The sequence below is a fragment of the Streptomyces sp. NPDC050988 genome, from assembly GCF_044456225.1.
In the GTDB taxonomy this organism is placed as follows: Bacteria; Actinomycetota; Actinomycetes; order Streptomycetales; family Streptomycetaceae; genus Streptomyces.
This window is the reverse complement of record NZ_JBITFQ010000004.1, coordinates 1-26690: the sequence shown is the minus strand read 5'-3', so window position 1 is coordinate 26690 and position 26690 is coordinate 1. Positions and strand designations below refer to the sequence as shown.

The window sequence follows — 26690 nt, the reverse complement described above, 5'->3', positions numbered from 1 at the left end:
TCCGCCCGCTCCGTATCACTTCAACCGATTTGTTCGACCTGTGACGCTTCGCCCGTTCGGGCGGTGACGGGTCCGAAGGCCCGCCTCGGCCACTACTACTCGGTCTTCACCTTGATGGTGCCGTCGATGATGCCCGCCTTGGCCTTGGCCACCGCGTCGGTGAGGCCGGCGATCTCGCCCATCTTCGGGTTGCTGTCGGCGAGGCCGACGCCGTCCACCTTCAGGTCGAAGGTCTGGACCCCGGTCAGCGGCTTGCCGTCCTCGACCGACTTGGCGAGGGAGTACACCGCGCCGCCGACGTCCTTGAGCGCCGACGTCAGGATGTAGTCCTTGTACGCGGCCAGCGCCTCCTGCTTGTACTGGTCGGAGTCGACACCGATCGCCCAGACCTTCTTCTTGGCCGCGGCCTCGATGACACCCTGGCCGGACAGGCCGGCGGCCTGGTAGATGACGTCCGCGTTCTTCTCCAGCTGGCCCTCGGCGGCGGCCTTGCCCTTGTCGGGGCTGGAGAAGCCGCCCTCCTCGGCGGTCTGCGTCAGGTACTGCGAGAGGACCTTCACGCTGGGCTTGGTGTCCTTGACGCCCTGCGTGTAGCCGGCCTCGAACTTGTGGATCAGCGGGATGTCCACACCGCCGACGAAGCCGACCGTGTTGGTCTTGGTGGCCTTGGCGGCCGCGACACCGGCGAGGTAGGAGGCCTCCTGCTCGGCGAAGACGAGCGACGCGACGTTGTCGCCCTCGACCACGGAGTCCACGATGCCGAAGCTGGTCTTCGGGTACTTCTTGGCGGCGGCCTCCAGCGCGGGGCCGTACGCGAAGCCGACACCGACGACCGGGTTGTAGCCCTGCTTGGCGAGCGAGACGAGGCGCTGTTCCTTGTCGGCGTCCGTCTCACCGTCGGTGGGCTCGATGTCGGCGGTCTGGTAGCCGAACTCCTTCTTCGCCTTCTCCAGACCGGCGTACGCGGCATCGTTGAAGGACTGGTCGCCCTTGCCGCCGACGTCGTACGCGATGGCAAGGCCCTTGCCGCCCTTGCTCTCGCTGCTGTCGCTACTGCTGCTGTCGCTGCTGGTGCCGCCACAGGCGGTCGCCGCCAGCGCCAGCGACGCGACCCCCACCGCGACGCGGGTCAGGCTGGATATCCGACGCATCTGAAGTTCCCCATTCTCCAAGCCCCGCAGTGGGTGCTGAGTTCGGCGCACATTAACGCGCGTAGACCCTTGAGGGAACGGGATAGCGCTTGGCCGTTATCCATTCGTGCCGATGGCCGGTTACGTCCTTGTGAACCCCGGGATCGAAAGGTGCACATCGGGACGCAGCACCCACCACGGCAGTCACGCTCCGCAACCGGCACGGTGGAGTCCGCGTGACGACACGAGTGGTTCTTGACAGTGGACCACGCTACTGCGCGGGGGTGGACGGCGCGACCGGAAGGACCGGCCGCGCCCGCCGCTCAGGCCCCTGCGTCGAGGAGGGCCGCCGCGGTGAAGAGTTCCACTCCCGCGGTGATTGCCGACTCGTCCGCGTCGAAGTCGCCCTGGTGCAGATCCCGTACGGTCCGCTCCCCCGGCGTGCGCACTCCGAGCCTGGCCATGGCCCCGGGCACCAGCTCCAGGTACCAGGAGAAGTCCTCGCCGCCGAGGCTCTGCTCGGTGTCCTCCACGGAGTGGAGTCCGCGCCGCGCGGCCATGGCGTCCCGCAGCAGGTCGGTGGTGTCCGGGTCGTTGACGACCGGCGGCACCCCGCGGATGTAGTTGATCTCCGACTTGGCCCGGTACAGGTTCGCGATCTCGTCGATGGCCGCGTGGACCAGATCGGGCGCGGCCCGCCAGGAGGCGAGATCCAGACACCGTACGGTCCCGGAGAGTTCGGCGTGCTGCGGGATGACGTTGCAGGCGTGGCCCGACTCGATCCGGCCCCAGGTCACGGCGAGGCCGGCCCGTGCGTCGACCCGCCGGGCGACCAGCGCGGGCACGTCCGTCACGACGCGGGCGGCGGCGGTGACGAGGTCGGTGGTGAGGTGGGGGCGTGCGGTGTGCCCGCCGGCCCCGTCCAGCGAGACCTCCAGGCGGTCGCAGGCGGAGGTGATGGGGCCGTGCCGCAGCCCGATCCGGCCCGCGTCGACCTTCGGGTCGCAGTGCACCCCGACGATCCGGCCGACGCCGTCCAGTGCCCCGCACTCGATGACGTCCGGAGCGCCGCCGGGCAGTACTTCCTCGGCGGGCTGGAAGATCAGGCGCACGGCCCGCTTCAGCAGGCCCTGCTCGTGCAGCTGGGCGAGGACGAGGCCGGCCCCGAGGACGACGGTCGTGTGGATGTCGTGGCCGCAGGCGTGGGCCCGGTCGGGCACGGTCGAGCGGTACGCGCACTCGGTCTTCGTGTCCGGGATGGGCAGGGCGTCGATGTCGGCACGCAGGGCGAGCATCGGACGCGCGGGGTCCGGGTCGCCGATGTCACAGATGAGACCGGTTCCGATGGCGAGCACGCGGGGGTGGAGGCCGGCCCGCTCCAGGCGCGCCTTGATGGCGGCGGTGGTGCGGAACTCCTGGTTGCCCAGCTCCGGGTGCATGTGCAGGTCGCGGCGGAAGGCCACGAGTTCTGTGCGGAGTGCCTCGGGCAGTGTGCCGGGGAGGGCGCCCGGGAGGGCGTCTGCGAGCGCACCCGGGAGCGTGCCGGGAAGCGTGGCTTCACCGGGCTGGTCGGCCTCGGAATCTCGGGACATCAGTTGGTTCACCCTCTGAAGGGTAGGGCGACGCGACGGCCAACTGACCCACGATCAACAAAACTTCAACCCGTTCGGGAAGAAAACCTGGCCGCGTGGCGCATAGATATTGACTGGGATGGGTATACTCGCCCGGCTTTTCAGCCGTGTGGATCTTGGTGGCCGAATGGATCGTGCTCCAGGTCTCCTGATGGGAGAACCTCCGGGCGGCGATGCCCATTCCCGGGTCTCCGGGGAGGGGCTCTCTACGCATACCACGCATACGTGGCCCTGGCCGGTTCTGTTCACCTGACGGACAGCCTTGCCTGGCTTGGGTTGTGTGCCGGGTGCGGGTGAGTGGGGGCTGGTCGCGCAGTTCCCCGCGCCCCTAAAGACAAAAAGCCAGGGCTCAGCCCCGCCCTGTAGGGGCGCGGGGAACTGCGCGAGCAACCCCCACCGGCCCGCAGACTGAAAACGGCAGGTCAGCCCACCCCCCAGGGGCGCGGGGAACTGCGCGACCAGCCCTCACCCACCCGCACCCGCGTACGACCAGTTACCCCCAGGTACAGGATCAGGTGGCCGTCGAGACGGCCGACAACCGGTGGACGTCTCGGGCCGTGCCGGTGACGCCCGAGAGGAAACCCTGGGCCCGGGGGGAGGCGCTCTCCGTGAGCCAGGCGGGATCGATGTCGCACACGGCGACCCTGACCTCCGTACCGACGAGCGCGAGCGGCAACGTGTGCACGACGGTCGAGGGGAAGCTGAGGATCGTACGGCCAATGGGGCCGCGGCGGGCGATCAGTTCCAGGGGGAGGTCCGGGCGGACGATCTCCAGGCCGGTCTCGACCGCCAGCCGGTGCAGCTTCTCCGGGCTCTCCCGGCGGTGGGCGAAGTACCGGGTCGCGCCGTACGTCGTGGCGAGGCCCCGCACCGCCTCCAGGTAGCGGTCGGGGTCCACCACCCCCGTCTCCACCAGGGACGTTCCGACCAGGTCGGCGCCCTTCGTGAGCCGGGGCGGGCCGAACCGGGAGCGGGTCCAGGCGAAGTCGTTGGCCGTGATGGTGACGCCCTCGGGCGTCTCGGTGATCGGCATGGCGGAGAAGACCTCCACCCGCCGGCTGTTCCCCGGCGTGAGCCGGCGGCGGGCCCGGGCCGAGACAGGTGCGAAGACCAGGTCCCGGGCCCCGGGACGACCACCGCGCCGGTGCCAGCGCACCAGCCGTTCACCCTTGGCGAGCTGGGAGACGAACTCCATGGTCGCGGTCCCGTCGTCGACGACGACGAGATCGCGGGCGCGGGTGATGGAGAGCAGCAGCTGCACGTACCGGGAGAAGGGGTCGCCCATCACGATGCGCCGCGCGCGCCGCAGCAGTGGCGCGAGCCCGCCGACCGTGTGGAAGGGCGCGGTCGCACCGCCCCGTGCCTCCTCCCACCGCACCTCGTACCCCTCGTCCCGGGCCAGCTCTGCCATGCGCCTGAGCTGGCCGCGGGTCATCGGGTCGGTCGGCGAGAGGACGACGAGGGTGAGCCCGGCCCCGGCCCCGTCGGGCCTGCTGACCCCACCGGTCCTGCCGGTCCTGCCCGCACCGCCGGGCCGGCCCGACCGGCCGAACCTGCCGGTCCCGCCGGGCCTGCCGGCTCCCAGTTCCGGGCCCGGGGGTCCGGAGGGCTCGCCCGTGATCCTCAGGGCAGCCGCCCTGAGGGCATGCGCATGCGCCCACTCCAGGACGTTCAGGAGCTGCACCGGGCTCTCCACGAAAGCCAGGGTGGCGGGTGACTGGGGGCCGGTGGACCCGGCGCGGGGACTCATCGACGTACGACCGTCGCTTTCCCTTGATCTTTTTGTGGGGGAGGTGACTCAGACCGCGACCGGCTCGCCCGCCGCCGCCGCGATCTCGGCCTCGGCGACGACGCCCGGGACGCGGCGCAGCTTCTTCATCGGGCCCAGCTCGGACTCGTAGACCTTCTTGACGCCGTCGCCGAGGGAGGCCTCGATGGTGCGGATGTCGCGGACGAGGCGGGTCAGGCCCTGCGGCTCGACGGAGGCGGCCTGGTCGGAGCCCCACATGGCGCGGTCGAGGGTGATGTGGCGCTCGACGAAGGTGGCGCCCAGGGCGACCGCGGCGAGCGTGGTCTGCAGGCCCGTCTCGTGGCCGGAGTAGCCGATCGGGACGTTCGGGAACTCGGCCTGGAGGGTGTTGATGACGCGGAGGTTGAGCTCCTCGGCCTGCGCCGGGTAGGTCGACGTGGCGTGGCACATCAGGATGTTGTCGCTGCCGAGGACCTCGACCGCGTGGCGGATCTGCTTCGGCGTCGACATGCCGGTGGAGAGGATGACCGTGCGGTTGGTGGCGCGCAGGGCGCGCAGCAGCTCGTCGTCCGTGAGGGAGGCGGAGGCCACCTTGTGGGCCGGGACGTCGAACTTCTCCAGGAAGGCGACGGCCTCGGTGTCCCACGGGGAGGCGAACCAGGCGATGTTCTTCGACTTGGAGTACTCGTCGATCTGGCGGTACTCGTCCTCGCCGAACTCCACGCGGTGGCGGTAGTCGATGTAGGTCATGCGGCCCCAGGGGGTGTCGCGCTCGATGTCCCACTGGTCGCGCGGGGTGCAGATCTCCGGGGTGCGCTTCTGGAACTTCACGGCGTCGCAGCCGGCCTCGGCGGCGGCGTCGATCAGCTTGAAGGCGTTCTCGAGGTCGCCGTTGTGGTTGATGCCGATCTCGCCGACGACGTAGACGGGGTGACCCGGGCCGGCGGTCTTCGAACCGAACTGGCGCAGACGGGAGTTGGTGCTCATGGTGGAGAAGTTCCTTACTTGTCGAGGGAGTCGAGAGAAGGGCCGAGGATCCAGCTGGCGATCTCTCGGATCGCGCCGTCGCCGCCGGGAACGGTGGTGACCGCGCGTGCGGCGCCGCGTACGACGTCGTGGGCGCTCGCGACCGCCACGGGCCAGCCCACGAGGGCGAAGCACGGGAGGTCGTTGACGTCGTTGCCGACGTAGAGCACGCGCTCGGGCGCGATGCCCTGTTCCTCGCACCACTGCTTCAGTGCGAGGTCTTTCCGGTCGATGCCGTGGAGCACCGGGATCCGCAGCTTCCGGGCTCGGGCGGCGACGACCGGGTTCTGCTCCGTGGACAGGATCAGCATCGTGAGGCCGCTCTTGCGGAGGGCCGCGATGCCGAGTCCGTCGCCGCGGTGCACGGAGACGAACTCCCGTCCCTCGGAGTCGATCAGCACCCTGTCGTCGGTCTGGGTGCCGTCGAAGTCGAGGACGACCGCGTCGATGTCTTCGGCGGTCGGGAGGGTGCCGGGGCGGTTGGCGTCGAACAGGGGCGCCAACGCCCGGGCACGGGCGAGGTCGTGCGGGTCGTCGATCTCCAGGACCCGGGCGGGGTCGGTGCGGACGAGTTCCGTACGGCCGAAGAAGCGGTGCTTGTGCTCGCGCAGCCCCGCCGCGTTCATGGCGTAGGCGGCGCCGGTCTCCAGGAGGTCCTGGGGGCGGTCCTGGCGGCGCGGGCGGAAGGACTTGTCGTGGTTGACGCCGTAACCGCCGTCCGTGGCCGTGGTGTTGGCGACGGTCGTGCCGCCGCCTACGGCCCGGGTGCGCTCGGTGTCGACGGCGGTCGGGTCGTCGTCCGCGTCCCGCCAGATGAAGCCGTGGAAGGGCGCCACGGTCAGCGCGGTGTCCGCTCCGTTCTCGACGACCGCGCCGGCGACCCCGTCGATGTCCTCGCGGATGATGAAGGGGCTGGTGCACTGCACGAGGAGTACGGCGTCGACGACGGAGCCGTGCAGCGCCTCGTGGGCGTCCATGGCGTGCAGGACGGCGGCCTCGGAGGTGGCGGTGTCGCCGGCGATGGCGGCGGGGCGGAGCACGACCTCCGCGCCGGCCTCACGGGCGGCGGCGGCGATCGCCTGGTCGTCGGTGGAGACCACGACGTCCGTCACGAGCCGCGCCGCGACACACTCGCGCACCGCACGGGCCACCAGCGGTACGCCCCCGACGGGCAGGAGGTTCTTGGCGGGGACGCCCTTGGAACCGCCCCGCGCGGGGATCACCGCGAGCACCCGGCGCACCGGCTTCGCCCGGCCCGCTGTCGCCTGGCCCGCTTGCGAGTTGGTCATTGGCTGTACTCCTTGATTGACGGTCGTCGCGCCCCCAGGGGGCGCGGGGAACTGCGCGACCAGCCACGACGGACCCGCAGACTCACGACGGCACTGGCATCCGCACCCGCGGCGCAGCGGGACGTCACAGCTCCCCCATCCGCCGGATGACGGGCGCCACCCGCTGCACCCCGTGCCGGTAGGCACCCCGCGCCGCCCGGCGCACGATCTGCCGGACCGGGCCCGGTTCCTTGTCGGCGTCGGGGGCTCCGGGCAGCGGGCTGCCGTCCGGGCCGAGGTGGTGGCGGGCGAGGATGCCGGGCAGATAGCCGGGCGCGGTGGCGGGGGTGTAGTAGGGGGCGAGGGCGGTCAGTCCGCCCTGGCCGAGCAGCTTCGCGATGCGCTCACGGGCCGCGTCGAAGGCCGTCTCGTACGAACCGTCGGCGGCAACACCCTGGCGGGCGACCCACTTCTCGTCGGGCGAGGGCTCGTGCCCGGCGTCGAGTTCGTCCCAGGAGGCGAGGCACCCGGAGCCCACGAAGTGGTGGTTGCCGAGCGACTCGCGCACGCCGAGGTCGGTGAGGACGACGGTGGGGATGCGGCGGTGCAGGGACTCCAGGGCCGCCGTGGAGCTGATGGTGACCAGCAGGTCCGTACGGTCGAGGACCTCGCCCATGTGCCCGTACACGAGGCGGAAGTTGGCGGGCAGGCCGCCCGGGATCCGCTCCGCGAGGCGCTGGTAGGGCTGCTCCTCGATGTGCGTGGTGTGCTCGCCGGGCTTGGAGCGCAGCTTCAGCAGGACCTCGCGGTCCGGGTGCAGCCGGGCGTGCTTCACCAGCCGGTTCAGCAGGTACGTACGGTCCTTGCGGCTCTCCGGGACGGAGGGCTGCGCGGCGAAGACGACCGTGTACGGGTCGTGCTTCTCGTAGGCGGCGCCGCCGAGGAAGGGCAGCGCGACCTCGGTCACCGAGGAGGCGTCGGCGCCCACTCCCTCGTACACGGCGGTGAAACGGTCCGCGTCCTGGCGGGAGTTGGCGAGGACGAGGTCCGCGCCGTGCCGCAGCAGCAGACCGTCGGCGAGCTTCTCGTAGACGACGCCGACATAGCCGGTGACGACGACGGGCCGCTTCACGCGCCCCGGTCCGAGGCGCTCGCGCCACTGGTACGAGAGTCCGTGCAGCATGGCCTGGACGGCGCCGCCGACGAGCGAGAGCACGACGAGGTCGTACGCGGGCGCCCCTTCTTCAGTCCCCTCGGCCCCCTCGGAGGCGCGGGACATCTCCCGCAGGAACTCCACGGCGGTGACCTCCCGGAGGGAGTCCGCGCGCACGCCGACCTCTTCGAGCTGTCGGGCGGTGGGGGTCGCACGGCCGCGCAGGAGGTAGCCGTCGAGCCTGATGTCCGAATCGGCCGGTGCGATACGGTTCGCGGTGAGCGCGCCCCATTTCCACCGGGTGTCGGAATCGGCGAGGACGGCGACTCGCAGGGACTTCGAGGTACTTGCTGGCACGTCCAAGACGCTAGGAAGCGATTCCGATGTGCGGCCCAACCAGAATGCAACAAAGGGTTAACAGCACAGAGCCGAATGGCGAATCGGCCTCGGATCGGCAGCGGAAAAGACCCGATTCACCAATCCGCCACGCGTCGTTCACCTTGCATCTCACCGGCGGTCAAGACGAATGCCGGGCCGCCGCCTAACGTCACACGGGTGGTCAAGCTCTCCGTCATCGTGCCGTTCTACAACGTGCAGCAATACGCACCCGACACCCTGAGGAGTCTGCGTGCGAACGCACGCGAGGACTTCGAATTCATTCTCGTCGACGACTGTTCGCGCGACGAGACCCCGGACATTCTCGCGCGCGCGGAGCGCGAGCTCCCGGGCGCGGTGCATGTCAGACACGAGCAGAACGGAGGGCTGGCCACCGCGCGCAACACAGGTATCGACGCGGCGAGCGGCGAATATCTCACGTTCCTCGACGGGGACGACTGGCTGGCCCCCGGCTACTACGAGCAACTCCTCGCCGCCATCGAGGACTTGGGGTGCGACTTCGTCCGTACCGACCATGTCCAGTGCACCGCGCGGGCCCGCGCCATCCATCGCGTTCCGCACGGCAGGCGCGGTGTCGTGCTGAATCCGCGCGAGGCGATCCTGCCCGCCGACCGGTCCACCTCCGTCGACTACGCGTACGCGTGGGCGGGCATCTACCACCGCCGGCTGGCCGACCGGGGCCTGCTGCACTTCACCGACGGGCTGCGCACGGCCGAGGACCGGCCGTGGATCTGGAAGCTTCACCGGGAGGCCGAGTCGTTCGCCACGGTGGGGCTGCTCGGCGTGTTCTACCGGCGCGGTGTCGCGTCCTCGCTGACCCAGATCGGCGATGTGCGCCAACTCGATTTCATTCGCGCGTTCGACCAGGTCGTCGTGGAAACCGCGCAGGACCCGGACGCGGACAAACTGCTTCCCAAGGCCGTGCGCACATATTGCGCGATTATTTCCCATCATCTGGGATCAATCGAAAGGTTCGAGCCACAGGTGGCACGGAAACTGAAGTCGATGAGCGCCGCGGCATTGCGCCGTATGCCGCAGAACGTCCTCGACGAGGCCCTCGACTCCATGGACATCCAGCGCGCCACCCGGCTGCGCAGGCTGCGCCGCCGCCCGGCCGCCGCGGGGGTCGCCGCGTGACCACGCAGATCTTCCTGGCGTCGACGCTGTACGGCACGGCCACGCTCGCCGCCGCCCTCGACTCCGACTGTTTCGCGCCGGCGGACCGCCGCATCCTGCTCGTCTGCAACAACACGACGACGCCCGAGACGACGCCCGGTGTGGACGAGATGCCCGGGTTCGAGCGGCTGCGCGAGCGGTTCGACGACGTGGTGTCGTGGAACGAGACCATCTCCCCCTTCCACCCGGGCGGCTGGGCTCCCCGGCTCGACGACGTCCCGATCTGGGAGCGGCACCTGCGGCTCGCGTGGGGGCTGGGCGACGATCCGGTGGAACTCGCCGTCGAGTCGATCCAGGTCAATCCGGCGCTCGGCGTGACGCAGATCTTCACCGGCGCGCCCGTCACCGTGTACGCCGACGGCCTGATGAGCTACGGCCCCACCCGCAACAAGATCGACCCGCTGGTCGGCACCCGTGTGGACCGGCTGCTCCACCTCGACCTGGTCCCGGGCCTGCGTCCCCTCCTGCTCACCGAGTTCGGCGTGGACTCGGAGATCGTGCCGACGGACGCCTTCGTGAAGGTGCTCGCCGAACTGGTCGACACGGGCGACTCCTTGCCGGTGGTCGACGAACCGGCCCTGCTCCTTGGCCAGTACCTCTCCGCGCTCGGCATCCTCACGCCCGAGCAGGAGGAGGATCTCCACGTCCGGATGCTGAAGGGCGCCGTCGAACTCGGCCACACCCGCGTGGTGTTCAAGCCGCACCCCTCCGCGCCGGCCCGCTGGACCCGCGGCCTGGAGAAGGAGGCCGAGAAGCTGGGCGCCGACCTGACGGTGCTCGACACCCCGGTCCTCGCCGAGGTCCTCTACCAGCGGATGCGTCCCGCCCTGGTCGTCGGCTGCTTCTCCACGGCACTGCTCACGGCCTACGCGCTGTACGGCCTGCCGGTCGCCCGCGTCGGCACCGCCGCCCTGCTGGAGCGGCTGACGCCGTACGAGAACAGCAACCGCGTCCCGGTTACGGTCGTCGACGCGCTGCTGCCGGACCTGACCGACCGCAAGGCGGTCACCGAGCAGCGCCGGGGTACGGACGAGCAGGGCCTGACCGACCTCGTGCGCGCCGTCGGCTACGCCATGCAGCCCAAGATCTACCCGGACCTGCGCCCGGCCGCCGAGGCCTATCTGACGAAGCACCTGAACACGCACACCTGGCGGTACTTCAAGCGCAAGCGCCTCACCTCACTGGCGCTGCCGGGCGCGGTCCCGGCGCAGCTGGCGTTCCTTCCGCGCAACGCGACCGTGCGCCGGGTGGCCCGCCGCGCCCGCTCCCTGAAGAAAGCGGTACGCCGCTGAGTTCCTCCGGGAAACAAGAACAAACAGACGGTGAATTCATGGGGTCCGGTCGGGGAATGATCAGTTCTTCAACCGGGCCCCACCTGTGAGTCGGACTAGTGTGCTGTGAATTAGCTGAGGCCCTCGGAGGCCCCGGGTCACGGAATCCACGGCCCGCAGTACGCACGACTTCACAGAACGGCCGTTGAGGGGACCCGTGACCGACATTCCCGAGGACACACGTACGACGTCCGTGGGCACGGTGGTCCGCGCCGTCCTCCCGGCGGCCGACAGGCCCAGCCCGCCACAGGTGAAGAGGCCCCGGGAGAACCGGCTGCGGGCCCTGGACGGGCTGCGGCTGATCGCAGCGCTGATGGTGGCCGCGTACCACTACGGCGGCCGTGGCGGCGAGGTCACACAGGCCTGGGGGACCTCGGCGAAGGCCCAGTTCCCGACGCTGCACCCGTGGTTCGCGTACGGCTGTCTGGGTGTGCAGGTCTTCTTCGTCATCAGTGGCTTCGTGATCTGCATGAGCGGCTGGGGAAGGCCGCTGCGCTCGTTCTTCGCCTCCCGGGCGTCCCGGCTGCTGCCGTCCTACTGGGCGGCGATCGTCATCGTGACGGTGGTGTTCGCACTGCCGGTTGTTGCGTACAAGACTGTCTCGCCGAGCGACGCACTTGTGAACCTGACCATGATGCAGCAGCCGCTCGGCGCGGACCGGGTGCTTGGGGTCTGCTGGACGCTCTGGGCGGAGGTCCGCTTCTACGCGCTGTTCGCGCTGTGCGTCGTGCTGCCGGGCGCGACCCGGCAGCGCGTGATCATGTTCTGCGCCGGCTGGACGCTGGCCGCCGTGCTCACGCAGGCCTCGAACGAGCCGCTGCTCGACCTGGTCGTGATGCCCGAGTACGCGCCGTTCTTCATCGGCGGCATCGGCCTCTACCTGGTCCACCGCGACCGGTACGACGCGTACGCCTGGGGCATCGTCATCGTGAGCTGGCTGATCGGCCAGAACCAGGCGGTGCGCGGGCTGTGGCACGCGCCGAACCCGGACTTCTTCTCCTACCGCACCTCGTTCGGCATCGTCCTCGTCGTCACGTTCGGCTTCGTCGCCGTCGCCGTGATCGCCCTGGGGTGGCTGAACCGGGCGAACTGGCGCTGGCTGACAGTGGCCGGCGCCCTGACGTACCCCTTCTACCTGGTGCACGAGCACCTGGGCTGGGTGGCCATCGAGGCGTATCACCAGAAGCTGGGCATCCCGGCGTACGCGACCCTGCCCCTGACCGTTCTGACGATGCTCGCCCTGGCCTGGCTCCTCAACCGGTTCGTCGAGGACCCGCTGACACCACGTATGCGCAAGATGCTCTCCAAGCCGCGCTGACACCGCGTTCTCCAGCGACGACGCGCGCTCTGTTCACCGGACATTCAGGTTCTCGAAAGTTCGCCACGTACCGAGGGAGAAGACTCATCACATGGCCAACTCACAGCAGACCCCCAGTCACCCCGGCGAGCTCAAGGATGTGCCGGGCTGGTTCCCGCCGCTGGACCAGGTGCTCTTCACCTGGCTGCTCGAACAGCAGGAGACGGAGGGGATACATGGCGATCTGCTGGAACTCGGCGTCTACATGGGCAAGAGCGCGATCCTCCTCGGCCACCATCTGAGGGACGACGAGAAGTTCACGGTGTGCGACCTGTTCGAGGGGGACGCACCGGACGAGTCCAACCGGGCCGAGGCGACGAAGTCGTACTCGTCACTGACGAGGCAGGCCTTCGAGCGGAACTACCTCTCCTTCCACGACACGCTGCCGACGGTCATCCAGGGGCCGAGCTCCGTGATCTCCAAGGAGGTCTCCCCCACGACCTGTCGCTTCGTCCACATCGACGCCTCGCACCTGTACGAGCACGTCCACGGCGACATCGGCGCGGCCCACGACATCCTGCTGCCCGGCGGCATCGTGGTCCTCGACGACTTCCGCTCCGAGCACACCCCCGGGGTCTCGGTCGCCGCGTGGGAGGCCGTGCTCAACCGCGGTCTGCGGCCCATCTGCCTCAGCACCCAGAAGCTGTACGGGACCTGGGGCGACCCCGAGCCGCTCCAGGAGAAGCTGCTCGCCATGATCAAGGAGCGGGACGACTTCGGTCTGAGCGTGCAGATGGCCGCGGGGCACCGGCTCATACGGACCCGGTCCCAGGGTATGAAGGCGCCGCGCTTTCCCTACTCCCGGCATTACGTGGAGCCTGTGCCGGAGTCTGTCCGGCAGCCCGCGCCGGCCGCCGCGCAGGACCCCGCCCGGACCGCTCCCCGTGGCGCCGGGCGGTCGCGTACCCGGCGTATCGCCCTCGACCTGTTGCCGCCGGTCGTCACGCGGGCCGTGCGGCGGAGCCGGGCCGCCAAGCGCTCGTAGCGCGCTGAGCGCGGCTACGCGCTTCGCGCGCGCTGTGAGGGTGGTGCGTCGGCTGCGGGTTCGTCGTGGCTGGGCGCGCAGTTCCCCGCGCCCCTACGGGGCGCCCCCATATCGCACCTCGATGCCCGTGATCACCAAGTCCAGGCCCTCCTCGAAGTGCTCGTCGTAGTTCTCGAAGATTTCCGCGCCCGCCTGGGCCGACAAGGGATGGTCGGCCATCAGGCGGGCGCGTTCGTGTACGTCGTAACCCTCTCGGCGTTCGCCGGGCAGTGGCTCGACGCCCTGTTCCTCGGTGATGAAGCCGAGGGTGTAGAGGTACGTCGTCGACATCGCGCGGACCGCCTGGGCGAAGGTGAAACCGGCGGCCGTGAACAGGCGCAGGTTGTCCTCCATCTGCTCGGCGTGCTCGATGCCGGTGAAGCGTGAGCCGCTGAACACCTTCGCGCCGTCCCGGTAGCCGAGCAGCGAGGCCCGGAGCCCCCGGTTGGCCTTGCGCAGCCGCTCCTGCCAGGTGTCGTCCGGGTCGAGGGCGGTGCCGGCGATCATCCGGCGGTACATCTCGGTCGCCATCTCGTCGAGCAGCGCCTGCTTGTCCTTGAAGTGCCAGTACAGAGCGGGCGCCTTGACGTCCAGCTCCTTCGCGATGGCCCGCAGGCTGAGGCCGTCCAGGCCCACCTCGTTCAGCAGCTTCAGGGCGGTGTCCGCGACGCGTTTGCGGTCGAGGGGCGCTCGGCGTTCCGTATTCACGCTTGACAGCTTAACGGCGTTAAGGCCACTCTCGAAGAACAGCGAACTTAACAGCGTTAAGGAGTGCGGGTATGGCCACGCGAACGCATGGACGCAAGGACACAACGGACACGGACGTGCTGATCGTCGGCGCGGGCCCCACCGGGCTCGCCCTCGCCGTCGACCTGGCCCGGCGCGGGGTGCGCGCCCTCGTCGTCGAGCGGGCCGACCGGCTCTTCCCCGGCTCGCGCGGCAAGGGGATCCAGCCGCGGACCATGGAGGTCTTCGACGACCTCGGCGTGCTGGACGCGATCCGGGCGGGCGGCGGCCTGTATCCCGCCGGGATGATCTGGCAGGACGGCACCCGGCTGGGCGAGCACCGGATGTTCGACGCGACGGAGACGACGGAGGCCGAGCCCTACGCGGGCGTCCCGTGGATGGTGCCGCAGTGGCGCACGCAGGAGATCCTGTTCGCGCGGCTGGAGGAGCTGGGCGGGAGCGTTGCCTTCGGCCGCGAGCTGACCGGCCTCTCCCAGGACGCGGACGGCGTGACCGCGGCCTTCGCCTCCGGCGCCCCGGCCCGGGCCCGGTACGCCGTCGCCGCGGACGGCGGCCGCTCCGCCGTGCGGCGCGCGCTCGGCATCGGCATGACCGGGGAGACGGTGGATCCGGCCCCGGCGATCGTGGCGGACCTGCGCATCAGCGGGCTCGACCGCGACAACTGGCATGTGTTCCCGCCCGCCGACGGCGAGGGCTTCCTGGCGATCTGCCCGCTGCCGCACACGGAGGACTTCCAGCTGGCTGGCGGCTTCGAGGATCCGGCCGCCGAACCGGATCTGTCCCTCGACGGCATCCGGAAGCTGGTCGCCACGCGGACGCACCTCGCGGCCGACGACGTGACCGAGGTGCGCTGGGCCTCCGACTTCCGGCCGCGCGCCGCGATGGCGGACCGTTTCCGGCAGGGGCGGGTGTTCCTCGCGGGCGACGCGGCGCACGTCCACTCACCGGCGGGCGGACAGGGCCTGAACACCAGCGTCCAGGACGCCTACAACCTCGGCTGGAAGCTCGCGGCCGTCCTGCGGGGCGAGGTTCCCGAGGTCTCCGAGGCCCTCCTCGACTCGTACGAGGAGGAGCGGCTGCCGGTCGCCGCGCACATGCTCGGGCTCTCCACCCGCGTCCACCGGGGCGAGGTCCGGCGCGGTACGGCCACACAGCAGCTCGGCCTCGGCTACCGGGGCTCCTCGCTCGCCCGGGAGACCCGGGAGGGCCTGCCCGAAGACGCCCTCCAGGCAGGCGACCGCGCACCGGACGGCACCCGCGGCGGCGTGCGCCTCTTCGACGCGTTCCGGGGTCCGCACTGGACGCTGCTCGCGGTGGGCACGGACACCGGCCTGCCCGACCTCGCGGCCCGCACGGTCCGGATTCCGGCGTACGAGGCGTACGGAACCGGGGTGTTCCTCGTCCGGCCCGACGGTTACGTGGGCTGGGCGGCCGAGACCGCGGAGGGGCTCACGGAGTACGCGGCGGGCGTGGGAGTGGGAGTGGGCGCCGTCGGCCGGGCGGCGCCGGAGTGAAAGCCGCTTGCGCTGTGGGGTCAGCCGTCGAGAAGGGTGTCCACCGAGAGTTCGACGCGGACACCGACGGACTCCGGCACGGGCACACTCTGGCCCCGCTCGAAGTGCTGCGGACTGGGGTATTTGCCGTTGACCGGATCCGTGAAGAGGAGCACCTCATCGTGCTTGCGGTCCACGATGAGGTAGGCCGGGATACCGGCCTGGGCGTAGCACTCCACCTTGACGTAGAGGTCGTCGGACCAGTTCGAGGACGTCACTTCCACGACCAGGCGGAAGACGTTCGGCGCGTAGTAGTTCTTCGTGACGTGCGCATCTCGGAAGTCCTCGTCGACCACGGAGAGGTCAGGGATCGCGAAGTCCTCGGGCAGTGCGGGCAGCCAGAGGCCGATGCCCTGGGCCCATTCAGCCCCGCTTCCATCGATGCCTGCGCGCTCCAGCGCCCGGCACGCCTTGGTCAACGACAGAGCATGCGAGCCGTCCGGCGGCGGTGTCACAGTGAGCCTCCCCTGGAGAATCTCCACGCGGTGCCCAGGCAGTGCACGGGAGAGCAGGTCGGCGGCTTCGCCCAACGTCAGCTCGTGTTGCAGTACAGCCACGGCATCCTCCTTTTCGGGGGTCACTCTCCATGAGCGTAGCCGGGGGCGGGTTATTTCCGCCCGCGATCACTCGTACGGAGTAGTCGCGCAGGTCAGAAGGCATCCGACGGCACGTAGGTCCCCCAGACCTCCCGCAGCGCGCCGCACACCTCCCCCACCGTCGCCCGGGCCCGCAGCGCGTCCTTCATCGGGTACAGGACGTTGTCCTCGCCCTCGGCGGCCTTCTTCAGGGCGGCCAGGGCCAGGTCCACCACCGACTGGTCGCGCTCGGCACGCAGTCCGGCCAGCCGCTCGGCCTGCTGGGCCTCGATCGCCGGGTCGACGCGGAGGGGCTCGTACGGCTCCTCCGCGTCGAGCTGGAAGCGGTTGACGCCGACCACGACCCGCTCGCCGGAGTCGGTCTCCTGGGCGATGCGGTACGCACTGCGCTCGATCTCCCCCTTCTGGAAACCGTGCTCGATGGCGTCGACCGCGCCGCCCAGGTCCTCGACCCGGCCCATCAGGTCGACCGCGGCCGCCTCGACGTCGTCGGTCATCCTCTCGATCACGTACGAGCCCGCGAACGGGTCGACGGTCGCGGTCACGTCCGTCTCGTACGCGAGAACCTGCTGGGTGCGCAACGCCAGGCGGGCGCTCTTGTCCGTCGGCAGGGCGATCGCCTCGTCGAAGGAGTTGGTGTGCAGCGACTGCGTGCCGCCGAGGACCGCGGCCAGGCCCTGCACCGCCACCCGGACCAGGTTCACCTCCGGCTGCTGCGCGGTCAGCTGCACACCGGCCGTCTGCGTGTGGAAGCGCAGCATCAGCGACTTGGGGTTCTTCGCCCCGAACTCCTCGCGCATCACCCGCGCCCAGATCCGGCGCGCCGCCCGGAACTTGGCGACCTCCTCCAGCAGCGTCGTACGGGCCACGAAGAAGAAGGAGAGGCGGGGCGCGAAGTCGTCCACGTCCATGCCGGCCGCGACCGCCGTGCGCACGTACTCAATGCCGTCGGCGAGGGTGAACGCGATCTCCTGCGCGGGCGAGGCACCCGCCTCCGCCATGTGGTAGCCGGAGATCGAGATGGTGTTCCAGCGCGGGATCTCGGCCCTGCAGTACTTGAAGATGTCCGCGATCAGCCGCAGCGACGGCTTGGGCGGGAAGATGTACGTCCCGCGCGCGATGTACTCCTTCAGCACGTCGTTCTGGATCGTGCCGGTGAGCCTGTCGGCCGGTACCCCCTGCTCCTCGCCGACCAGCTGGTACATCAGCAGCAGCAGCGCGGCGGGCGCGTTGATCGTCATCGACGTCGAGACCTGGTCGAGCGGGATGCCGTCGAAGAGCACCCGCATGTCCTCGACCGAGTCGATCGCCACCCCCACCTTGCCGACCTCGCCGTGCGCGATCGGGGCGTCCGAGTCATGACCCATCTGGGTCGGCAGATCGAAGGCCACCGACAGGCCCGTCGTGCCGTTCGCGATCAGCTGCTGGTAGCGGGCGTTGGACTCGACGGCCGTACCGAACCCGGCGTACTGCCGCATGGTCCACGGCCGCCCGGTGTACATCGACGGGTAGACGCCCCGCGTGAAGGGATACGCACCCGGTTCGCCCAGCTTCTCGGCCGGGTCCCAGCCCTCCAGGGCATCCGGCCCGTAGACCGGCTCGATGGGCAGTCCGGACTCCGACTCGCGCGCCATGATGTCTGCCTCCCACTGGACCGGGACGAGCCTGCGCCCTCAACAATGCCGCGTAGTTCGCAACCAGGCACGCGCGGGAAACATCTCAGGGGACACGACGCGCCACCGGGGGTCGGTGAGCAACGGGGGGTTCGGATGCGTATTCCGGTCATGTGGCGAACAGGCGCGGTGGCGACGACGCTGGCGGCGCTCGTCGGTGAGCGGATGCACCGTCCAGACCCTCGAACCGCCCGCCGAAGGGACCACCGACGGACCGACACCCGCCGGGAAGACACCTGCCGGTACGTCATCGACGCCCGGCGCCTCCCCGGACGACGCCAAGCCGTCGAAGCCGAAGCCCGCCACACCGCCCGCGCCCGCCCCCAGGACCCTGTGGTCGAAGGGTGACCGCGGCAAGGACGTAAGGGAACTGCAGGCCCGGCTGCGTCAGGTGTTCTGGCTCTTCGAGGGGCCGACCGGAACGTACGACGGCTCGACCGTCACCGCGGTGAAGGGCTTCCAGGGCAAGCGGGGCCTGCCGAAGACCGGGAAGACGGACACCGTGACGTGGGAGCGGCTGCTGAAGATGACGCGCGAGCCGGGCAAGTGGGAGCTGTACGCGTCGGGCGGCCAGCCCGCCGCGACGCCGGACCCGCGCTGTCTGACGGGCCGGGTCCTGTGCATCAGCAAGACGAGCCGCACCCTGCGCTGGATGATCGACGGCCGCACGGTCTCGACGATGGACGTGCGCTTCGGCTCGCAGTACACGCCGACCCGGGAAGGTGTCTTCAACGTCTACTTCAAGTCGCGCCACCATGTGTCGACGATCTATGACTCACCCATGCCGTACGCGATGTTCTTCAGCGGCGGCCAGGCCGTCCACTACTCCTCGGACTTCGCGGCGACGGGCTACTACGGAGCCTCGCACGGCTGCGTGAACGTACGGGACGAAGGGAAGATCGCGGCACTGTTCTCGCAGGTGAGGAATGGCGACAAGGTCGTCGTCTACTGGTGAGGAACAGGCGCCGGAAAGAGTGCGTGGGCGCGGGCGGGACCGGGGGAACGTGTCCCGCCCGCGCCACTGTGCACAGAGCCGTGGGTACGGGGGGAACCCCGGCTCGTGCGACAGCCGATGACCAGTCGGCTCGCTTACTACTGCGTCGGGGCGGCTGAAAACGTCACACCCGGGCGGCGGCGGCCGGGCAGCAGTGGGAAACCGCAGGCCGGGCGGCGGTTCAGGAGGACGACGAGAGCGCGGGGAGCGCCCGGGGGGAGCGCGGGGCGGCTGCCCTGGGCTCCGTGGACCGGGGCTTGGATCCCGTGGACCGGTCCGGGGTGGACCGGTCCGGGGTGGACCGGTCCGGGGTGGACCGGTCCGGGGTGGAGAGCGCGGAGGTGGCGGCGGCCGCGGGTCGCGTCGGGGCGTCGGTTTCGGGGGCGAGCGCTCGAATCGGTGTCCGAACCGGCGTCGGGGTCGGTGCGCCCGATGCCTGGATCGGTGCCCGAACCGGTGCCCGAACCGGTGCTTGGAGAAGTGTCCGTACAGGTGTCGGCGTCCGCGTCGACGAGGGCCGGACGGAGGCGAAGGCGGCGGGTTCGGCCGAGCCGCTGCGCAGGCGGACCGTGCCGCTGCCACTGCCGCTGCCACTCCGGAACGCACCCGCGCCTATGTGCGAGCCGTCGCCGCCCCCGTCGTCGCCGTCGTCGTTGCTCCTGTCGTCCGTGTCCTCGCGGTCGTTGTTCCAGCCCGAGCCGCTGCGGCCCGCCCCGCCCCCGCCCGACCCGATACCCCGCCGGCCGTCACCGGAGTCGCGGTCGTCCCAGTTCCTCAGGATGCCCTGGCAGTACTTCTTCACCTGCTCGGCGCCGTTCGCCGAGTCCTCCAGGCCGCGTCTGCGCTCGGAGTCGAGGTTCTTGCCGTCGCGGAAGTCGCGGCAGGCCGAGGCGAGCCAGCGCCACCCCCGGGCGGTCCGCCCCTCGCGCCGGTCGTCACCGGGATCGGGCCGTGCGCCCGGGTCCGTACCGCCGCGCGCCTCTCCGTCCGGGGCCGAGTCCTTGCCGGTCGGGCCGCCCGCGCTGCCGTCGGGCCGCGGCCGGTCGGGGCCGCCGCCCGGCTTCTTCTCGGGGGACGGCGAGACGAGTGGGCGGTCCGGGGTGACGGAGGCCGTCGCGGACGAGCCGGGTTCCGGTTCCTCTCCGCCGAACGGCAGGGCACCGGAGGTCGCGGCCATGGCGGCCCCGCCGATCATCCCCGCGGCCAGCGCGGCGGCGAGCCCGTATCGCACCGGGCGACCCCAGCGGGAGGGGACGCGCCGATGCTCGGCGGGGCGGCCGAGGTGGATCAGGCCCGCGTCGGAGGAGATCTGGGAGGCCGCGGAGGAAGCGGCGGAGGAAGCGGCTGTGGCCGAGGCCGCCGAGCGGGTACGAGTGCGCGGGCCGAGGGTCGCCTGTTCGCCGTTCTTGCCGGTGCGTGCTTTGCGGAAGGCGGCCAACGCGGCTGCCTCGCCGGGGAGTTCGGCGTCGGCGGGCGTGGATTCGGCGCTCTGCGTGCCCAGCGCGTCGAGGGCTTCGAGCGCCTCGGTGAGCCGGTAGGCCTGGTCACGGTTGCCGGCGTCGACGGCGTCCAGCGGCTCGCCGCGCAGCAGCCGCTCCGCCGTGTCGCGGTCCAGCCACCTGTACTGCTCGTCGGCCATCACATGTCCTTCTGCGTCCGCGAACGCGTATGCGTCACACCGGCGGACGTCACCGCGCGGGTACGCGGTTCTGCGTGTGGGGGTCTTTGTGGGGGTACGGAACTCAGCGATCCGGCCGATTCCGGATCCGCGCCGATCAGCTCCGCGAGCCGCTTCAGACCGCGGTGCGCGGCCGTGCGGACGGCGCCCGGCCGTTTGCCCAGGGTCTCGGCGGCGGTCTTCGCGTCGAGGCCGACGACGACGCGCAGCACGACGGCCTCGGCCTGGTCCTGCGGGAGCTGGGCTATGAGGGAGAGCGTGCTGCCGGTGGCGAGGGCCTCGATGGCCTCACCGGCGGTGTCGGACTCGGCCGCCCTGCCGGTCAGCTCGGTCTCGTCGCCGCCTATCGCGGGGCGGCGGCCGCGCATGCGTATGTGGTCGAGGGCGCGGTTGCGGGCGATCCGGGCCGCCCAGCCGCGGAAGCGGTCGGCGTCGCCGCTGAACCGATCGATGTCACGGGCGATCTGCAGCCAGGCCTCGGACGTGACGTCCTCCGCGTCCGGGTCGCCGACCAGCGTCCGCACATACCCCAGGAGCCGTGGATGCACGGCTCGGTACACAGTCCGGAACGCGGTCTCGTCTCCGTCCTGTGCCGCAAGCACCGCGGCGGTCAGCTCCGCGTCGTCCCCCAGCACCGAACGCCCCTCTTTGCGCCTAAACCGGCGCCGCTCTCGCGGACCGGGTTCTCGCCGTCGTGGTTGCTCAATCGATGGTTGCGGTCGTGGAACCTTCGTGGACTCAGTACTCCTCCACAGCCCGGCGCGAAAGGCACGTTACGGCGTGAAACCGTTCCCCGTCCATGTCCGTACAACGTGCAACTAACGCGTTACGGCGTGGGGTGTGACACAAAACGCACCTCCGACGCTGAAGCAAGTACGGGCCGCCGCGCGGCCCGTGCCGCGCGACGGCCGGGGCCTCTCCTGTGGGGGGTGGCGGCCCCGGTCGTTGCCATCGGCACGGTGAGGCTGGGGTTTCGTCCCGCTTTACACCCTTTTATCGGCCACTCTCGGTCAGCCGGTCTTGCTCTTCGGGCTCTTCGAACTCTTCGGGTTCTTCGTGGCGCCACTGCCGGGGGCCTTGGACGTCTTGGGCGCCTTGGGCGATTCGCCCGGCTTGGCCTTTCCGGCGTTCCCCTTCTCCTTCTTCTTCTCCTCCTTCTTCTCCTTCTTCTCGGCCAGCTGCTCGGCGCAGTACGCCTCGACGTTCTCCGCGCCGCCCGCGGCTTGTATCAGCCGCTGCCAGGCGGTCGAGTCGAGGGCCTTGCCGCGCTTCTTGACGGAGTCGTACGCACGGCAGTGGGCCTCGGTGTCCTGGGCCGACGGCGGACGGCGGACACCGCGGTCGGCCTGCGCGGGCGCGGACGGATCCGGCTCGGCGACGGCCGGGCCGGTCGGAGTGCTGCTCGTGGGCAGGGGCCCGCGCCGCTCGGCACCCTCGTCCCGCGTTCCGGCGCTCCCCGAGCCGATGGCCGCGACCGCCACCCCGCCGAGCGCCAGGCTCGCCACCAACGCGACCAGGGTCGCCCGCACCGGCCGGCCGCCGCGCCGCTCCGGCCGCCAGTCGTCCCGCCGCCGGTTGCGCGGCGCCGCCCGGTGCGCCCCCTCGTCCCGCGCCGCCCGAAACGCGGCGAGGACCCGGCGCTCGGCATCGGCGTCGACCGCGCCGCCGCGCACGGCGGCGGCGAGCAGTTCGCCGAGGTCGGGCGGGTTCGCGGCAGGGGGGTTCGGGGGGCCGTCGGGATCGTGTCGTTCAGGCATGTCCGTATCCACCCTCGCCGGCCAAGGACCGCTCGCCGTTCATCTCGACTCCCCCAGCGTGCTGGACCCGTCATCCGTCACACCTTCCGCGTCCAGCCGGCTCGCGAGGCGCTTCAGGCCCCGGTGCGCGGCGGTGCGTACCGCGCCGGGGCGTTTGCCGAGGACGCGCGCGGCGGCGGGACCGTCGAGGCCGACGACGACACGCAGCAGTACGGCCTCGGCCTGGTCGCGCGGGAGACTCGACACGAGTGCGAGCGCGTACTCCGTGGAGAGCGACTCCAGGGCCTGGTCGTGCGTGCTGTGCGGGCCGGGCAGGTCGAGCATGTCCTGTTCCAGCGCGGACGCCCGCGGCCGCACCTTCAGCCGCCGCAGCTGGTCGAGGGCCCGGTGCCGGGCGATGGTCGCGGTCCAGCCTCGGAACCCGGCCCCGTCGCCGCGGAACCGCCCGAGGTCCCGGGCGATCTCCAGCCAGGCGTCCGAGGCCACGTCCTCCGCCTCGTCCCCGACCAGGCCCCGCAGATACCCGAGGAGTCCGGGCTGCACGATCCGGTACGCGACGGCGAAGGCGGCCTCGTCGCCCTCCTGCGCCCGTGCGACGGCCGCGCCGAGTTCACCGTCGGACGTCCGCCCGCGATGGGGTTCCCCTCCCTGGCCCAACAGTGTCCTCGTTCACGCCGAGTTCGTACCGGATCCGCACCGCGCGGCGCGGGCCGCCGTGCCCGCGTGCCTTCAAGGTCATCAGCGCCGGACGGCACGGAAGTGTCACAGCCCGTCAGATGCCCCGGCGGCCCCACGATCACCGGCCCCTCCAGCCGCGGCCGACCCGGATTGCCCGGGCAGTCCGGGCAGCCCCGTCCGCGCCCGCCCGTGCAGTTGCAGATAGAACGTCCGCAGCGACTCCCGTTCCCCCGCCTCGAACCGCTTCACGACCTTGCCCAGCGGATTCCAGACCCGTCCGTCCGGCATCCGTACGCCCACCGGCTGGCCGAACAACTCCCGCTGACCCTCGTCGAATTCGACCCACACGGCACCGGCCCGGCGGACGAGCACCTCACCGGCGTACACCCCGAGCCCGAACAGCACGTGCCCCACGGCCGTGCGGTCGCGGCCGCTCTTGCGCAGCCCGTCGACGACGAAGTCGACCACCCGCAGGCTCGCGACCGAGTAGTCCAACGGCAGCCGGCTGCGGGCCGTGACGTCCCGTACGAACTCCGCCGCGTGCCGCCGCATCCGCAGGTCCGCCGACAGCCTTGTCCTCTCCACCGTTTCCGCCCCCTGGCTCACCGCTCACGCATCTGCCTCTGGCAGACCAAGCGGGGCGGGCGCCACGAACATCACACGTCACCGCAGTGACAAGGGTCACGCCACAAGTCGCTGACACCCGTACAACCATCCGCCCCTCTCGGACGTCTGCGCGAAAGCGAAGTGACGTACCCCACACCCTCGTTGGGTGATGTTTAACCTCGTCTTACCGCTGAATTAGAAAGCCACCCCAGTGACGGGTGGGTTTTTTGTGAGGCTTTTCTAGGGGTGGGGTATTTGAGTCGCCGGACGACCCATGCGTACAAGCCGCTGAGTCTGAAGCGGAGAGCGTGGCTGACGATAGGGGCCGTGGTGCTGGGCGGGACGGGCGCCGTGACGTACGCCGTCGCGAACCCGAGCTCGGACCCGGCCGTGGACGCCGCGCGCAGCAAGCGGCCCGTGAAGGTGCACGAGCTCACGATGGAGAGCGACGGCTCGGGCCGGCGCGAGGTCGAGCGGACGAGCACCGAGCAGTTCTCGCTGCTCGGCGTCACCTGGACCGGCGCGAAGACCGAGCTGGACGGCACCGCCCAGGTACGCACCCGCGACCTGGCGACGGGCGAGTGGACCGGCTGGCAGAACCTGGATCTGGAGCCGCACCCGGTCGACAAGGCCGAGCCGGGCGCCAAGGAGGCCCGCGGCGCCTCCGATCCGCTGTGGGTCGGCCCGAGCGACGGTGTCGAGGCGCGGGTGGTCGCGGCCGACGGTTCGACGAGTTCGCCGCTGCCCAAGGGCCTTGAGGTCAGCCTGGTCGACCCGGGTGTGACCTCGGCCGAGGCGAAGAACAAGGCACTCGGCACGACGACCGGCACCTCCCTGGAGAACGCCGCCTTCGTCGCCGAGGACCCGACCGACTCCCCGACGCCGACCGACCCGGCCTCGGGCTCCCCGTCGCCGACGGAGTCCACCGGTACGGAGCCGACGACCAGCACGCCTGCGTCGCCCACCGAGAGCACCTCGGAGAGCCCGTCGGAGTCTGCTTCCCCGACCCCCGACCCGGTCCCGTCCCCGCCGCCGTCCACCGTGGTGCAGCCGACGATCGTCTCCCGCGCCCAGTGGGGCGCCGACGAGTCGATGGTGAAGGACCCGCCGGAGTACATCGACAAGGTCAGCGCGGTCTTCGTGCACCACACGGTCGGCACGAACGACTACAGCTGCGCCGAGTCCCCGGCGCTGGTCCGCGGCATCATGGCGTACCACGTGCAGAGCGAGGGGTGGAACGACCTCGGCTACAACTTCCTGGTCGACAAGTGCGGCCGGGTCTTCGAGGGCCGCGGCGGCGGCATCGACCTGCCGGTGCGCGGCGCGCACACCTACGGCTTCAACGGTGACTCGGCGGGCATCGCCGTCCTCGGTGACTTCGAGGGCGCGGCGGCCACCTCCACCACTCCGGCGAAGGCCGCGGGCAAGCCTTCCCGCGCCGCCCTGGAGTCCGTGGCGCGTGTCGCCGCGTGGAAGCTGGGCCAGTACGGGGGCAACCCGAGCGGCCAGGTCACGCTGACCGCCGCCGCCGACACGGGCGTGTGGAAGGCGGGCGAGCAGGCCACGCTGAACACGATCTCCGGCCACCGCGAGGGCTTCGCCACCGCGTGCCCCGGCAAAAACCTCTACTCGAAGCTGAGCGAGATCCGCCGGTACGCCTCCAGCCCCGGCAAGAACTCCGCTGTCCCCACGGCCGACTTCAACCGTGACGGCATCAGCGACATCGTCGCCGCCACGCCCAAGGTGGGCAGTGGCTGGCTCACGCTCGTGCCGGGCGGCGTCAGCGGCCCCGTCTCCGCCTCGAAGGTGAAGCTCAACCAGGGCAGCGCCGGTGTTCCGGGTGCCGCCGAGTCCGGCGACCAGTGGGGCACGGCCACGGCCTGGGGCGACATCAACGCCGACGGCTACGCGGACCTCGCGATCGGTGCGCCCGGCGAGGACGACACGACCGGCCACGCGGACCGCGGTGCCGTGACCATCCTGTACGGCCCGAAGTTCGACACCGGTGCCGACACCATGGCGCTGGGCGACGACTACGAGCCGGCCGGTGCGCGCTTCGGCGCGACGGTCGCGGTCGGCGACTTCAACGCCGACGGCAAGGCCGACGTCTTCACGGCGGCCACCGGCACGGGCGGCAACTGGGCGGCCCGCTTCAATGACGGCCACGAGGTCGCGGGCGACCTCACCACCGTCTCCGGCGCCCTCGCGTACGCGGACGCCACGAGCGGTGACTTCAACCGCGACGGCTACGCGGACGTGGCGCTCAACTACCGTGACGCGTCCGGCGTCGGCAAGGTCACCTGGTTCAAGGGCTCCAAGTCGCTGGGCCTGTCGAAGGTTTCCACGATCTCGGTGAAGGGCGGCCGCTCCATCGCCTCGGGCGACGTGAACGGCAACGGCTACGACGACATCGTCATCGGGCAGCCGTACGCCACCGAGTCCGGCGCGATCTCCGGCGGCCAGGTCACCATGGTTCCGGGCACGTCCACCGGCTTCACCACGACCGGGATGACGAAGATCACCCAGGACACGGCGGGGGTCGCGGGCGCCAACGAGTCCGGGGACGCGCTGGGTACGTCGGTCTCCGTGGGCGACTTCAACGCCGACGGTTACGCGGACGTCCTCGCCGGTGCCCCGAACGAGGACATCACCCGCACCACCAACCGCGCCAACGCGGGCGCGGTCTGGCTCTTCAAGGGCGCCTCGTCCGGTCTGACGGGCACGGGTTCGCTGTCCTACTCCCAGGACACGACCGGCATCCCCGGCTCCACGGAGAAGGACGACAAGCTGGGTTCGTCCGTCTCACTGACGGACGTCTCGGGCCACGGCCGCGCCCATCTCCTCATCGGCGCGGAGGGCGAGGACGCGGGCAACGGCACGGTCCTGTACCTCCCGACGACAGCCTCGGGCGTCTCCGTCGCCAAGTCGACCTACTACGGCGTAACCCAACTCACCTCGCCGACGGCGGGCCGCTTGGGCCAGTTCCTGACCCCGTAGCCCCACGAGGGAGAGCCGGGGCCCGCACGTCTGGGGCCCCGGCTTTTTTCTTCGCCCCCGCCGCCCCTACCCATTCCCGTCACTAACTCAGGGGCTCCGCCCCCGAACCCCCAAAAGATTGCGCAGTTCCCCGCGCCCCTAAGGTCTTTAGGGGCGCGGGGAACTGCGC

At 70.8% G+C, this 26690-nt stretch carries 21 protein-coding genes; 7 read left to right on the top strand and 14 right to left on the bottom strand.

All coding sequences use genetic code 11. The annotated features are described in order from the left end of the window. Window positions 1–95: 95 nt before the first annotated feature. From ACIBEI_RS11310 to ACIBEI_RS11285, 6 genes are all read right to left on the bottom strand, one after another. Complete coding sequence (locus tag ACIBEI_RS11310; protein WP_388477605.1) at window positions 96–1151, bottom strand: BMP family protein; 1056 nt, start codon at window positions 1149–1151, stop codon at window positions 96–98. 302 nt (window positions 1152–1453) lie between these two features. Then, on the bottom strand, window positions 1454–2722 hold the full coding sequence (locus ACIBEI_RS11305) for an amidohydrolase (protein WP_398887456.1): 1269 nt from the start codon (window positions 2720–2722) through the stop codon (window positions 1454–1456). Window positions 2723–3272: 550 nt separating this feature from the next. Continuing rightward, window positions 3273–4511, bottom strand: coding sequence for a hypothetical protein (locus ACIBEI_RS11300; protein ID WP_398887454.1), 1239 nt, complete (start codon window positions 4509–4511; stop codon window positions 3273–3275). A 48-nt stretch (window positions 4512–4559) separates the two neighbouring features. Then, window positions 4560–5498, bottom strand: coding sequence for an N-acetylneuraminate synthase family protein (locus tag ACIBEI_RS11295; protein ID WP_190229603.1), 939 nt, complete (start codon window positions 5496–5498; stop codon window positions 4560–4562). 14 nt (window positions 5499–5512) lie between these two features. Further along, window positions 5513–6826: a cytidylyltransferase domain-containing protein gene (locus ACIBEI_RS11290; RefSeq protein ID WP_398887452.1), complete on the bottom strand. Its 1314-nt coding sequence runs from the start codon at window positions 6824–6826 to the stop codon at window positions 5513–5515. Between the two features lie 124 nt (window positions 6827–6950). Further along, window positions 6951–8315, bottom strand: coding sequence for a DUF6716 putative glycosyltransferase (locus ACIBEI_RS11285; RefSeq protein ID WP_398887450.1), 1365 nt, complete (start codon window positions 8313–8315; stop codon window positions 6951–6953). 198 nt (window positions 8316–8513) lie between these two features. Between ACIBEI_RS11285 and ACIBEI_RS11280 the strand changes: the two genes are divergently transcribed. The 4 genes from ACIBEI_RS11280 (at window position 8514) to ACIBEI_RS11265 (ending at window position 13203) form a co-directional block, all read left to right on the top strand. Beyond that, window positions 8514–9491, top strand: coding sequence for a glycosyltransferase family 2 protein (locus ACIBEI_RS11280; RefSeq protein WP_398887448.1), 978 nt, complete (start codon window positions 8514–8516; stop codon window positions 9489–9491). Then, on the top strand, window positions 9488–10822 hold the full coding sequence (locus tag ACIBEI_RS11275) for a polysialyltransferase family glycosyltransferase (protein ID WP_398887446.1): 1335 nt from the start codon (window positions 9488–9490) through the stop codon (window positions 10820–10822). Before ACIBEI_RS11280 ends, ACIBEI_RS11275 begins: the two co-directional genes overlap by 4 nt. 196 nt (window positions 10823–11018) lie before the next feature. Beyond that, window positions 11019–12179 (top strand): acyltransferase family protein, encoded by a 1161-nt coding sequence (locus ACIBEI_RS11270; protein ID WP_398887444.1) that lies wholly within the window; start codon window positions 11019–11021, stop codon window positions 12177–12179. A 91-nt stretch (window positions 12180–12270) separates the two neighbouring features. Beyond that, complete coding sequence (locus ACIBEI_RS11265; protein WP_398887442.1) at window positions 12271–13203, top strand: class I SAM-dependent methyltransferase; 933 nt, start codon at window positions 12271–12273, stop codon at window positions 13201–13203. Between the two features lie 93 nt (window positions 13204–13296). Here ACIBEI_RS11265 and ACIBEI_RS11260 read toward each other — a convergent pair whose 3' ends face one another. Beyond that, window positions 13297–13950 carry a TetR/AcrR family transcriptional regulator C-terminal domain-containing protein gene (locus ACIBEI_RS11260; protein WP_398887439.1) on the bottom strand — a complete coding sequence of 218 codons (654 nt, stop codon included), beginning with the start codon at window positions 13948–13950 and terminating at the stop codon, window positions 13297–13299. A 71-nt stretch (window positions 13951–14021) separates the two neighbouring features. Here ACIBEI_RS11260 and ACIBEI_RS11255 point away from each other — a divergent pair, with 71 nt between their 5' ends. Next, window positions 14022–15503: an FAD-dependent oxidoreductase gene (locus tag ACIBEI_RS11255; RefSeq protein ID WP_398887437.1), complete on the top strand. Its 1482-nt coding sequence runs from the start codon at window positions 14022–14024 to the stop codon at window positions 15501–15503. A 20-nt stretch (window positions 15504–15523) separates the two neighbouring features. Here the strand turns inward: ACIBEI_RS11255 and ACIBEI_RS11250 are convergent, their stop codons facing one another. Together ACIBEI_RS11250 and ACIBEI_RS11245 are read right to left on the bottom strand one after the other, a co-directional pair. Next, window positions 15524–16099: a Uma2 family endonuclease gene (locus ACIBEI_RS11250; protein ID WP_398887435.1), complete on the bottom strand. Its 576-nt coding sequence runs from the start codon at window positions 16097–16099 to the stop codon at window positions 15524–15526. A 92-nt stretch (window positions 16100–16191) separates the two neighbouring features. Further along, window positions 16192–17772: a methylmalonyl-CoA mutase gene (locus tag ACIBEI_RS11245; protein WP_398887433.1), complete on the bottom strand. Its 1581-nt coding sequence runs from the start codon at window positions 17770–17772 to the stop codon at window positions 16192–16194. Between the two features lie 196 nt (window positions 17773–17968). Between ACIBEI_RS11245 and ACIBEI_RS11240 the strand changes: the two genes are divergently transcribed. Further along, window positions 17969–18766: a L,D-transpeptidase family protein gene (locus ACIBEI_RS11240; protein WP_398887431.1), complete on the top strand. Its 798-nt coding sequence runs from the start codon at window positions 17969–17971 to the stop codon at window positions 18764–18766. 220 nt (window positions 18767–18986) lie between these two features. Here the strand turns inward: ACIBEI_RS11240 and ACIBEI_RS11235 are convergent, their stop codons facing one another. The 5 genes from ACIBEI_RS11235 to ACIBEI_RS11215 form a co-directional block, all read right to left on the bottom strand. Next, entirely contained in the window at window positions 18987–20444 is a 1458-nt protein-coding gene (locus tag ACIBEI_RS11235) for a hypothetical protein (RefSeq protein ID WP_398887429.1), read from the bottom strand. Further along, complete coding sequence (locus ACIBEI_RS11230) at window positions 20444–21118, bottom strand: RNA polymerase sigma factor (RefSeq protein WP_398887427.1); 675 nt, start codon at window positions 21116–21118, stop codon at window positions 20444–20446. Before ACIBEI_RS11230 ends, ACIBEI_RS11235 begins: the two co-directional genes overlap by 1 nt. Before the next feature lie 375 nt (window positions 21119–21493). Beyond that, window positions 21494–22240 (bottom strand): hypothetical protein, encoded by a 747-nt coding sequence (locus tag ACIBEI_RS11225; RefSeq protein WP_398887425.1) that lies wholly within the window; start codon window positions 22238–22240, stop codon window positions 21494–21496. A gap of 39 nt (window positions 22241–22279) precedes the next feature. Beyond that, window positions 22280–22897 carry an RNA polymerase sigma factor gene (locus ACIBEI_RS11220; protein ID WP_398887423.1) on the bottom strand — a complete coding sequence of 206 codons (618 nt, stop codon included), beginning with the start codon at window positions 22895–22897 and terminating at the stop codon, window positions 22280–22282. A 105-nt stretch (window positions 22898–23002) separates the two neighbouring features. Beyond that, window positions 23003–23503, bottom strand: a complete 501-nt coding sequence (locus ACIBEI_RS11215; protein ID WP_398887421.1) for a hypothetical protein — start codon at window positions 23501–23503, stop codon at window positions 23003–23005. A gap of 351 nt (window positions 23504–23854) precedes the next feature. On the opposite strand from ACIBEI_RS11215, the gene ACIBEI_RS11210 reads away from it, so the two are divergent. After that, window positions 23855–26521, top strand: coding sequence for an FG-GAP-like repeat-containing protein (locus ACIBEI_RS11210; RefSeq protein WP_398888292.1), 2667 nt, complete (start codon window positions 23855–23857; stop codon window positions 26519–26521). The last annotated feature ends 169 nt before the right edge of the window (window positions 26522–26690 follow it).

Bases quoted from the DNA above. Each gene is read 5' to 3' on its own strand.
- ACIBEI_RS11310 (WP_388477605.1), bottom strand. From the start codon at position 1,151: ATGCGTCGGATATCCAGCCTGACCCGCGTCGCGGTGGGGGTCGCGTCG.
- ACIBEI_RS11305 (WP_398887456.1), bottom strand. From the start codon at position 2,722: ATGTCCCGAGATTCCGAGGCCGACCAGCCCGGTGAAGCCACGCTTCCC.
- ACIBEI_RS11300 (WP_398887454.1), bottom strand. From the start codon at position 4,511: ATGAGTCCCCGCGCCGGGTCCACCGGCCCCCAGTCACCCGCCACCCTG.
- ACIBEI_RS11295 (WP_190229603.1), bottom strand. From the start codon at position 5,498: ATGAGCACCAACTCCCGTCTGCGCCAGTTCGGTTCGAAGACCGCCGGC.
- ACIBEI_RS11290 (WP_398887452.1), bottom strand. From the start codon at position 6,826: ATGACCAACTCGCAAGCGGGCCAGGCGACAGCGGGCCGGGCGAAGCCG.
- ACIBEI_RS11265 (WP_398887442.1), top strand. From the start codon at position 12,271: ATGGCCAACTCACAGCAGACCCCCAGTCACCCCGGCGAGCTCAAGGAT.
- ACIBEI_RS11255 (WP_398887437.1), top strand. From the start codon at position 14,022: ATGGCCACGCGAACGCATGGACGCAAGGACACAACGGACACGGACGTG.
- ACIBEI_RS11245 (WP_398887433.1), bottom strand. From the start codon at position 17,772: ATGGCGCGCGAGTCGGAGTCCGGACTGCCCATCGAGCCGGTCTACGGG.
- ACIBEI_RS11235 (WP_398887429.1), bottom strand. From the start codon at position 20,444: ATGGCCGACGAGCAGTACAGGTGGCTGGACCGCGACACGGCGGAGCGG.
- ACIBEI_RS11225 (WP_398887425.1), bottom strand. From the start codon at position 22,240: ATGCCTGAACGACACGATCCCGACGGCCCCCCGAACCCCCCTGCCGCG.